At 58.1% G+C, this 3,422-nt stretch carries 6 protein-coding genes; 3 read left to right on the top strand and 3 right to left on the bottom strand.

What is annotated here, in order from left to right; all coding sequences use genetic code 11:
* Together AC222A_RS18930 and AC222A_RS18925 are read right to left on the bottom strand one after the other, a co-directional pair.
* Positions 1 to 392, bottom strand: a 392-nt coding sequence (locus AC222A_RS18930; RefSeq protein WP_486775457.1) for an oxidoreductase, incomplete at its 3' end; no start/stop codon positions are given.
* A 74-nt stretch (positions 393 to 466) separates the two neighbouring features.
* Positions 467 to 1,375: a phosphatase PAP2 family protein gene (locus AC222A_RS18925; RefSeq protein WP_486775456.1), complete on the bottom strand. Its 909-nt coding sequence runs from the start codon at positions 1,373 to 1,375 to the stop codon at positions 467 to 469.
* Between the two features lie 90 nt (positions 1,376 to 1,465).
* Here AC222A_RS18925 and AC222A_RS18920 point away from each other — a divergent pair, with 90 nt between their 5' ends.
* The 3 genes from AC222A_RS18920 to AC222A_RS18910 all read left to right on the top strand — a co-directional run bounded on the left by AC222A_RS18920 (position 1,466) and on the right by AC222A_RS18910 (position 3,115).
* On the top strand, positions 1,466 to 2,566 hold the full coding sequence (locus AC222A_RS18920; RefSeq protein WP_486775455.1) for a TauD/TfdA family dioxygenase: 1,101 nt from the start codon (positions 1,466 to 1,468) through the stop codon (positions 2,564 to 2,566).
* A gap of 97 nt (positions 2,567 to 2,663) precedes the next feature.
* On the top strand, positions 2,664 to 2,789 hold the full coding sequence (locus AC222A_RS18915; RefSeq protein WP_372799283.1) for a hypothetical protein: 126 nt from the start codon (positions 2,664 to 2,666) through the stop codon (positions 2,787 to 2,789).
* A gap of 188 nt (positions 2,790 to 2,977) precedes the next feature.
* Entirely contained in the window at positions 2,978 to 3,115 is a 138-nt protein-coding gene (locus AC222A_RS18910) for a hypothetical protein (RefSeq protein WP_486775454.1), read from the top strand.
* 20 nt (positions 3,116 to 3,135) lie between these two features.
* Here the strand turns inward: AC222A_RS18910 and AC222A_RS18905 are convergent.
* Positions 3,136 to 3,422, bottom strand: a 287-nt coding sequence (locus tag AC222A_RS18905) for a mechanosensitive ion channel family protein (protein WP_486775453.1), incomplete at its 5' end; no start/stop codon positions are given.

Below are 3,422 nucleotides of genomic sequence, written 5' to 3'. Positions count from 1 at the left end.
AACAGGCCTGCCACATTCAGCCCGGCAGAAGCGCTGATGGTGCGGTGGGGGATAAAAATACTGGTAACGAAAGAGCCGCCGTGGGTCAGTTGCAGGGAAATTTTACCGCCTTCGGCATGCACTGCATCGGTGATGGCTTTCAGATCCGGCAGTACCTCGGGGCGCAGCCAGAGCTGGTCTGGCAAGGTGCGGCCCACTTTGGCCACTGCCGCGTAGGCCATAGTGGTGAGGGCGATGCCGCCGGCGGCCAGGTCGCGGTGATGCTTCAGCAGGGCTTTGGTGGGAAAACCCTTACGGTACATGTTTTCGTTGGCGCCAGATTTGATAAAACGGTTTTTCAGGGTGATTGGGCCCAGTGTCAGAGGGCTGAAAGGGTCAGTGTGGGCAGACATGACGGGCTCCGGCGCTATTATGATTTTGGCCTAGGCTAGCACACGCCTTTTTGCTCCGGCATGCGCCGTTCGGACTAATGGTCGTGGCTTTTGTGGCCTCGGTTGTGCAGCCAGGCGGCAAGGAAATCAAGGATGGTGGGCACCCCGCCGGCCATCCAGCCGCCGAGCACCGCCATGGCACCCAGAGAGGTGAGGGTGCTGGACCAGTCGAGCCAGGCAGCGGCGCGTTGCAGGGAGGCGATCATCAATAGCATCAGCAGCAGGCCCAGCAGCAGCCGGGCAATGCGCACCGGCCAGGATATCAGGTGGTCGAGCCCCGGCGGGTGGAGAATGCCCACAAGACAGCAGCCCATAAAAAAGCCGATGCTGCCGGTAATAAGCACATCGTGGAGGAAGAAACCGGCAAAAGCCCACATCAGCGTGGTGGCCGCAAGGGTGCAGGCCAGCTGCATCAGCTTGCCATGCGCTATTAGGTACTCTTCCAGCTGAGGCTCCCAGCGCCACACTCCATAGACGATGGCGCCGCCGAGCAGCCAGCCGCTGAGAATATCCAGCGGATAGTTGGCGCCCAGATACAGGGTGGCTAGGGCGCTGGCAACTATCATCACAACGGCAATAACCCAGCCCAGCCAGTGCCGGAAATGGGTGGCCAGCATGCCCCAGTACACCACCGCCAGTTGGGCGTGACCACTGGGAAAACTGTAGCCGCTGCTGGCGCCGGTAATTTGCGGGAACTGTGCGGCGGGGCGGGTGGTGTCAAACAGATTGCCCAGCAGGCTGTTCAGAAACAGCGACAGGCCGAACACAATCGCAAGGCGCATGCCCAGCCGCTGTTGAATACAGAAAACCACAGCCGGCAGCAGGAGCAGGTAGCCGCTGGTGCCAAGCCACCCCAATGCCTGCATGGGCAGGGCAAACAGCGGTGAGTGGAATTGCTGAAGCCAGAGGATGATTTCGGCCCCCCAGCTCAATTCCTCAGCCATTTTACCCCCTGTTATTCGCCGGCATACTGCATGAGCAGGTATTCTACGGCTTGGGACACAGACTGTTAACACTCTCGCGAAGAAAGAGGTATGTCGATGCCAACCCCTTATCGTTCGATTACATCGCAAACCCTGCATTATTACAGTAGGCCCCATGGGCAGATTCCCCATGAGCCCATCAATACCGAGGCGGCCTGGTATGGCGCGGATCTGCGCCGGCAGCAGGATTGGGTGGAGCAGTTTTCAACGGCCGAGTTGGAAGAAATCGAAGCGGCGCTGAAAGCTGCACAGAACACTGACAAGCCACTTGAGGCGCTGCGCGCGGTGGATTTTCCCCTGCCGGGGCTCAACCACAAGATTACCCAGTGGCGCGACACGCTGCGCAGCGGGCGGGGGTTTGTGGTGTTGCGCGGTTTGCCGGTAGAGCGTTGGGGGGAGCAAAACTGCGAGCGTTTTTTCTGGTGCCTTGGCTGGCATCTGGGTTTGCCCGGCGCACAAAACCGCTTTGGCGAATTGCTCGGCCACGTGCGTGACACGGGGGTAGATCCCGACGACCCCTCGGTGCGTGAATATCGCACGCGCTTAAATATTAGCTTTCACTGCGACGCAGCCGATGTGGTGGGCTTGATGTGCCTGAAAACGGCCAAGCAGGGTGGCGAGAGCCGCATCGCCAGTTCGGTGACCATTTACAACGAGCTGCTGAAACAGAACCTGCCGGTGGAGCGCCTGTTTCGCCCTTTTTTGCTCGATGCCCACGCCGAAGGCGGTTTACAGACGTTTCCGGTTACCCCGTGCCGGTATTACAACGGTGTTTTGCGAACCTTTTACCACAGCGGTTACTTTCGCAGCGCGGCCCGCTATGACGGTGTTGCGCCGCTCAGTGCCGAAGACACGGCGCTGCTTGATGCCTATGATGCGCTGGCCAGTGATCCGGCCATTCATCTGGATATGGCGTTGCAGCCGGGCGACATACAGCTCTGCTCCAATCACACCATTGTGCATTCGCGTACAGCTTACGAAGATCATGCTGAGCCGGAGCGCCGGCGCCATCTGCTGCGCCTGTGGCTGTCGCTGCCCGAGCCGCGTGAAAGCGCCTATCGCTGGCGCAAAGCGCGCGAAAAGCTGCGGTTGGTGAGGCTGCTGTTGCGTGAGCGATGGCGCCAGCGCGGCCGTATCACGCACACCTTGTAAGGCATGGCTGTCGTGTGGGGTAGGTGAAAGACCGGATAACGCTATGCCGCGTAATAAACAATACTGTGAATATGTGTCTTGGTCTTGAGGTGTGAAAATGCGTGCAGTGATGGCTTGTGTGTTTGGTGCCGGTCTTGTTTGCCTGTTAGCGGTAGGTTTTGTCTACGCACGTTCTCTGGCCTTTCTGCAACGCCGTTCACAAAAGCAAGATCTGGCGCAGTAAGGGATTTCCCGAATGCTAGCGCGCCAGGCTCTTCTGTAGAGTGTCGGCATTGTTTACGAGGTTATGGTTATGTTGTCTTCTACGGTGTTACTCAGTATTGCGTTCTCTCTCTCAGGAGTGGCCTACGTGCTGATTTCCGGTCGACTCGCCGCTAACCAACTTTGCTCGCATTAATCCAGGGGCCCCCAATGACTGTTCTCGAAGTTTTCTTGTGTGCTTCCATCGTTAGCATTTTCTCGTGCGCCGGTTTGTTGATTGTTCGCGGCGGCAGTATTTCACACGACGCGCAGCCGCAGGCCACCGTTGAATCCTCACGTCAGGCCTGAGCTCTTTAGGCTCAGGCATTTCAGGTTTGAGCGTCACCCAGCAATCGCACTTCCCGCTGCGGAAACGCAATCACAATGTCTGCTTCGCGCAGGGCGTTTAACAGCGCCTGATTGACAGCAAATCGCAACGAATGAAAACGCTGCGTCGGTAGCCAGAACCGAACGCTGATATTGATCGAGCTGTCGGCAAATTCGTCGATACCTACCTGCGAATTGCTTGCATCCACATCCGGTAGATCACCCAACACCTTGCGCACGACCTCCAGCGCCTTGTCTATGTCGCTGTTATAGGCCACCCCGAGTATGG

The sequence above is a fragment of the Litorivivens sp. genome (assembly GCF_057445395.1).
Note: the sequence above shows the minus strand (reverse complement) of the source record. Positions and strands in the feature narration are given on the sequence as shown.